Source organism: Streptomyces sp. NPDC004561, assembly GCF_053602155.1.
Window position 1 is genome coordinate 22,774 of record NZ_JBSGDB010000054.1, and the last position, 6,438, is coordinate 29,211.

Sequence of the window (6,438 nt, forward strand, 5' to 3'; positions counted from 1 at the left end):
TAGATGTCTCACGATCCGGACCAAGGGTAGAAACTCCCGTCCGGTGAGTGAGACTGGTCCAACCGTAGACGGTATGAGGAAACGAGGTCGGATGATGCGTACGCGTCCGCTGAAGGTGGCGCTGCTGGGCTGTGGAGTGGTCGGCTCAGAGGTGGCGCGCATCATGACGACGCACGCCGACGACCTCGCCGCCAGGATCGGCGCTCCGGTGGAGCTCGCGGGGGTCGCCGTACGGCGTCCCGCGAAGGTCCGTGAGGGCATCCCGGCGGAACTCGTCACCACCGACGCCACCGCCCTCGTCAAACGCGGGGACATCGACGTGGTCGTCGAGGTGATCGGCGGCATCGAGCCCGCCCGTTCGCTCATCACCACCGCCCTCGAGCACGGCGCGTCGGTCGTCTCCGCCAACAAGGCCCTGCTCGCCCAGGACGGCGCCGCGCTGCACGCCGCCGCCGAGGAGCACGGCAGGGACCTGTACTACGAGGCCTCGGTCGCCGGCGCCATCCCGCTGATCCGTCCGCTGCGCGAGTCCCTCGCCGGCGACAAGGTCAACCGGGTGCTCGGCATCGTCAACGGGACCACCAACTTCATCCTCGACAAGATGGACTCCACCGGGGCGGGCTACCAGGAGGCCCTCGACGAGGCCACCGCGCTCGGGTACGCGGAGGCCGACCCGACCGCCGACGTCGAGGGCTTCGACGCCGCCGCCAAGGCCGCCATCCTCGCCGGGATCGCCTTCCACACGCGCGTGCGCCTCGACGACGTCTACCGCGAGGGCATGACCGAGGTCACCGCCGCCGACTTCCGCTCGGCCAAGGAGATGGGCTGCACCATCAAGCTGCTCGCCATCTGCGAGCGCTCCAAGGACGGCGCGTCGGTCACCGCGCGCGTGCACCCCGCCATGATTCCGCTCAGCCACCCGCTCGCCTCCGTGCGCGGCGCGTACAACGCGGTCTTCGTCGAGTCGGACGCCGCCGGGCAGCTGATGTTCTACGGCCCCGGCGCCGGTGGCGCCCCGACCGCCTCCGCCGTCCTCGGCGACCTCGTCGCCGTCTGCCGCAACCGGCTCAGCGGCTCGACCGGGCCCGGCGAGTCGGCCTACGCCGCGCTGCCCGTCTCCCCGATGGGCGACGTGGTCACGCGCTACCACATCAGCCTGGACGTGGCGGACAAACCGGGTGTGCTCGCCCAGGTCGCCACCGTCTTCGCCGAGCACGGGGTTTCCATCGATACGGTTCGGCAGCAGGGCAAGGACGGCGAGGCGTCCCTCGTCGTCGTCACCCACCGGGCCTCCGACGCCTCCCTGTCCGGGACCGTCGAGGCGCTGCGCAAGCTCGACACCGTGCGGGGTGTCGCCAGCATCATGCGGGTTGAAGGAGAGTAACCAGCAATGACCCACCAGTGGCGCGGAATCATCGAGGAGTACCGGGACCGGCTGCCGGTATCCGACACCACGCCGGTCGTGACGCTCCGCGAGGGGGGAACGCCCCTCGTGCCCGCGCAGGTGCTCTCCGAGCGCACCGGCTGCGAGGTCCACCTCAAGGTCGAGGGCGCCAACCCGACCGGGTCCTTCAAGGACCGCGGCATGACGATGGCGATCTCCAGGGCGAAGGAGGAGGGGGCCAAGGCCGTCATCTGCGCCTCCACCGGCAACACCTCCGCCTCGGCCGCCGCGTACGCCGTACGGGCCGGCATGGTCTCCGCCGTGCTCGTGCCGCAGGGCAAGATCGCGCTCGGCAAGATGGGCCAGGCCCTCGTGCACGGCGCGAAGATCCTCCAGGTCGACGGCAACTTCGACGACTGCCTCACGCTCGCCCGCAATCTGAGCGACAACTACCCGGTGGCGCTGGTCAATTCGGTGAACCCGGTGCGCATCGAGGGGCAGAAGACGGCGGCCTTCGAGATCGTGGACATGCTCGGCGACGCGCCCGACATCCATGTCCTCCCGGTGGGCAACGCGGGCAACATCACCGCCTACTGGAAGGGCTACCAGGAGTACGCCGCCGACGGCATCGCCACCCGGACCCCGCGGATGTGGGGCTTCCAGGCCTCCGGCAGCGCGCCGATCGTGCGGGGCGAGGTGGTCAAGGACCCGTCGACCATCGCCACCGCCATCCGGATCGGCAACCCGGCCTCCTGGCAGTTCGCGCTGCGGGCGCGGGACGAGTCCGGCGGCGCCATCGACGAGGTGACGGACCGTGAAATCCTGCGCGCCTACCGCCTGTTGGCCGCGCAGGAGGGCGTCTTCGTGGAGCCCGCCTCCGCCGCCTCCGTCGCCGGTCTGCTCAAGGCGGCCGAGCAGGGGAAGGTCGACCCGGGCCAGCGCATCGTGTGCACCGTCACCGGCAACGGTCTGAAGGACCCCGACTGGGCCGTCGCCGGCGCCCCGCAGCCGGTCACCGTGCCGGTCGACGCGGCCACCGCGGCGGAGCGCCTCGGCCTGGCCTGATCGGCCGCCGGGGGCATCCCCGGGGCGGGTGCACAGGGGGCTTGCGACACGCATCGTGCGCCTCCTGTGCGCCCTATGTCGCCGCAGAACCTTCCTTCGATAGGCTGTACTGAACCCGCCTACCGCATATGCCCTGCGTGTGGCACGGGGCCGCGTCGTCTCCGCGGCCCGACGGGTCTTCGTACGTCATCGGAAGTCCACCGAGTGACCATCGGATCCATCGAGCGTCATTCGACAGTCACGCAGCTCAAGGAGAGTCTTCGAGCGATGGCCGGTCCAGCCTTCCGCGCCGCCGCCGTCCGGGTGCGCGTTCCCGCCACCAGCGCCAATCTCGGCCCGGGCTTCGACGCCCTGGGCCTCGCGCTGGGGCTCTACGACGACGTCGTCGTCCGGGTGGCCGACTCCGGGCTGCACATCGACATCGCGGGCGAGGGCAGCGAGACCCTCCCGCGTGACGAGAGCCACCTCCTGGTCCGCTCCCTGCGCACCGCCTTCGACCTGCTGGGCGGGCAGCCCCGGGGCCTGGAGATCGTCTGCGCCAACCGCATCCCGCACGGCCGCGGCCTCGGCTCCTCCTCCGCCGCGATCTGCGCCGGCATCGTCGCCGCGCGCGCCGTGACCATAGGCGGCGAGGCCCGCCTCGACGACGCCGCGCTGCTGGAGCTGGCCACCGAGATCGAGGGCCACCCCGACAACGTGGCCGCCTGTCTGCTCGGCGGATTCACCCTGTCCTGGATGGAGGCCGGCGCCGCCCGTGCGATCAGGATGGAGCCGAACGATTCCATCGTTCCGGTGGTTTTCGTGCCCGGGAAGCCGGTGCTGACCGAGACCGCCCGCGGTCTGCTGCCGCGCAGCGTGCCGCATGTCGACGCCGCCACCAACGCGGGCCGTGCCGCCCTGCTCGTCGAGGCCCTCACCAGGCGCCCCGAGCTGCTGCTGCCCGCCACCGAGGACCGCCTCCACCAGGAGTACCGGGCGCCGGCCATGCCGGAGAGCGCCGCGCTGGTGGAGCGGCTGCGGGCCGACGGGATCCCGGCCGTCATCTCGGGCGCCGGGCCCACCGTCATGGCCCTCGCCGACGCCGGGACCGCCGACAAGGTGGAGGCCCTGGCCGGCGCCGACTGGGCCGCCAACCGGCTGAACCTGGACGTGCAGGGAGCGAGCGTGCTGCCGCTTGCGTCCTGACACACGGTTGCCGGATTTGGAGAGGGGGAATGTTTGTTGGATCCGGTAGTGTTAACCTCAAGTCTGCACCCGACCCCACCATGGCGAGGTGCCTCGTGTCCCCGTCCGGGACAGACATTCTTCCGGGAGCCTCCCACGCCACTCCGCGTCCCTTGCGGCGTACCTGGGCAGTACGTCGTATGCGGGCGCTGAGCCGGCCGCCGGGGACGCTCCGGAATCGGTGCTACCACGCCACGTGACACTGGGTGCCACGACTCGCGGAAGCGCCATCACCAGCAACTCTCTTCCGCCGCTTTGGCGGACCACCGCCCCGGCACGGTTCACCGAAGACAGGACCGTAGCCGGACAGCACAACCGGTCGCCGAGCCAGACAGGCCGACGTCCGCTCCAGGGAAGGACCCTTCGTGAGCGACACCACCGATCTGATGGGCGCACGTGTCGAGGAGACCGCTGCCGCGCCCGCCACGGACGCCTCCGCGCCTGCCACCGGTGCCGGCTCCCGGCGGCGCCGCGGTACCGGCCTCGAGGGCATGGTGCTGGCCGAGCTGCAGCAGGTCGCCTCGGGCCTCGGCATCAGGGGCACCGCGCGGATGCGCAAGAGCCAGCTGATCGAGGTCATCAAGGAGGCGCAGGCCTCCGGCGGTGCCCCGGCCGCGAAGGCCGAGGCCGCCACCGAGACCAAGCCGAAGCGCCGGGCCACCTCCAAGGCCCGCACCGGCGAGGACGCCGCCGAGAAGAAGGCGGAGGCCAAGACCGAGGCGGCCGCCGAGAAGGCCGTGGCCCAGCAGCAGATCGAGATTCCCGGCCAGCCGGCCGGCGGCACCGCCCGCGCGGGCGAGGCCGAGCGTGGGGGAGACGACGCCCCGGCCGAGCGGCGCCGCCGCCGCGCCACCGCCGAGGCCGGCAGCCCCACCGCGAGCGGCGCCGAGACCGTCGCCGCCGAGGCGAAGGGCGAGGCGAAGGCCGACGCCGCCGCCAACCCGGCCCAGCAGGGCGAGGCCAAGGGCGACGCCGGTGACGGCGACGGCCGTGGCCGCCGTGACCGCCGTGAGCGCGGCCGCGACCGTGACCGTGACCGGCGCGGCAAGGGCGACGACCAGCAGGGCGGCGGCCGTCAGGACCGTCAGCAGCAGGGCCAGCAGCAGGGCGGCGGCCGTCAGGACCGCAGCAGCGGCCCGCAGGACGACGACGACTTCGAGGGCGGCCGCCGTGGCCGGCGTGGCCGTTACCGCGACCGCCGTGGCCGCCGTGGCCGCGACGACATCGCCGAGCCGCAGGTCGCCGAGGACGACGTCCTGATCCCCGTCGCGGGCATCCTGGACATCCTCGACAACTACGCCTTCATCCGGACCTCCGGCTACCTGCCGGGCCCGAACGACGTGTACGTCTCCCTCGCCCAGGTCCGCAAGAACGGCCTGCGCAAGGGCGACCACGTCACCGGCGCGGTCCGTCAGCCGAAGGAGGGCGAGCGCCGCGAGAAGTTCAACGCGCTGGTCCGCCTCGACTCCGTCAACGGCATGGCGCCCGAACACGGCCGTGGCCGCCCGGAGTTCAACAAGCTGACCCCGCTCTACCCGCAGGACCGCCTCCGCCTGGAGACGGACCCGGGCGTGCTCACCACCCGCATCATCGACCTGGTCTCGCCGATCGGTAAGGGCCAGCGCGGTCTGATCGTGGCCCCGCCGAAGACCGGCAAGACCATGATCATGCAGGCGATCGCCAACGCGATCACGCACAACAACCCCGAGTGCCACCTGATGGTCGTCCTCGTCGACGAGCGTCCGGAAGAGGTCACCGACATGCAGCGGTCGGTGAAGGGCGAGGTCATCTCCTCGACCTTCGACCGTCCGGCCGAGGACCACACCACGGTCGCCGAGCTGGCCATCGAGCGCGCCAAGCGCCTCGTGGAGCTGGGTCACGACGTGGTCGTGCTGCTCGACTCCATCACGCGTCTGGGCCGGGCCTACAACCTGGCCGCGCCGGCCTCCGGCCGCATCCTGTCCGGTGGTGTCGACTCCACCGCGCTGTACCCGCCGAAGCGGTTCTTCGGCGCGGCGCGCAACATCGAGGACGGCGGCTCGCTGACCATCCTCGCCACCGCCCTGGTGGACACCGGGTCCCGCATGGACGAGGTGATCTTCGAGGAGTTCAAGGGCACCGGCAACATGGAGCTCAAGCTCGACCGGAAGCTCGCCGACAAGCGCATCTTCCCCGCGGTGGACGTCGACGCGTCCGGCACCCGCAAGGAGGAGATCCTGCTCGGTGCCGAGGAGCTGGGCATCGTCTGGAAGCTGCGCCGGGTGCTGCACGCGCTCGACCAGCAGCAGGCGATCGAGCTGCTCCTCGACAAGATGAAGCAGACCAAGTCGAACATCGAGTTCCTGATGCAGATCCAGAAGACCACGCCGACTCCGGGCAACGGAGACTGACGGTCCGTTTTCCCTCGGGCAGTGCCCAGGCCGCCCCTCGTCCAGCAGTGACGAGGGGCGGCCTTTCGGCGCTGAGGGGTACGGGGTGCCTCACGCGCCCCCTCCTTCTCATCTCTCCCTGGGGGGACCTCTCTTGCCCACAGCCCTGCCTGGGCGGCACAGACGCCGGATACGCGGCGGCCTGCCCCTCGGCGCCGCGGCGGTCGCCGCCGCGCCGTGACCGCCGCGCTGATGACGACGTCCGCCGGCGCGGCCACCGCGCTGCCGCAGCCCACGGCCAAGCCGGTCGTCGCGCAGCCGTCGCAGGCCACGCTGGAGAAGCGCGTGGCCGGTGCCGCGCGCGCCGGCGCGCCGGCGACGCAGCGCAGCGGCGCC

4 protein-coding genes are annotated in these 6,438 nt (G+C 71.9%); all 4 read left to right on the top strand.

What is annotated here, in order from left to right; genetic code table 11:
* Positions 1-91: 91 nt before the first annotated feature.
* Positions 92-1,384 carry a homoserine dehydrogenase gene (locus tag ACWEN3_RS10525; RefSeq protein ID WP_452968228.1) on the top strand — a complete coding sequence of 431 codons (1,293 nt, stop codon included), beginning with the start codon at positions 92-94 and terminating at the stop codon, positions 1,382-1,384.
* A 6-nt stretch (positions 1,385-1,390) separates the two neighbouring features.
* Complete coding sequence (gene thrC, locus ACWEN3_RS10530) at positions 1,391-2,449, top strand: threonine synthase (protein ID WP_452968230.1); 1,059 nt, start codon at positions 1,391-1,393, stop codon at positions 2,447-2,449.
* 267 nt (positions 2,450-2,716) lie between these two features.
* Complete coding sequence (thrB, locus tag ACWEN3_RS10535) at positions 2,717-3,634, top strand: homoserine kinase (protein WP_452968232.1); 918 nt, start codon at positions 2,717-2,719, stop codon at positions 3,632-3,634.
* A gap of 404 nt (positions 3,635-4,038) precedes the next feature.
* On the top strand, positions 4,039-6,063 hold the full coding sequence (rho, locus tag ACWEN3_RS10540; protein WP_452968234.1) for a transcription termination factor Rho: 2,025 nt from the start codon (positions 4,039-4,041) through the stop codon (positions 6,061-6,063).
* Positions 6,064-6,438: the final 375 nt, after the last annotated feature.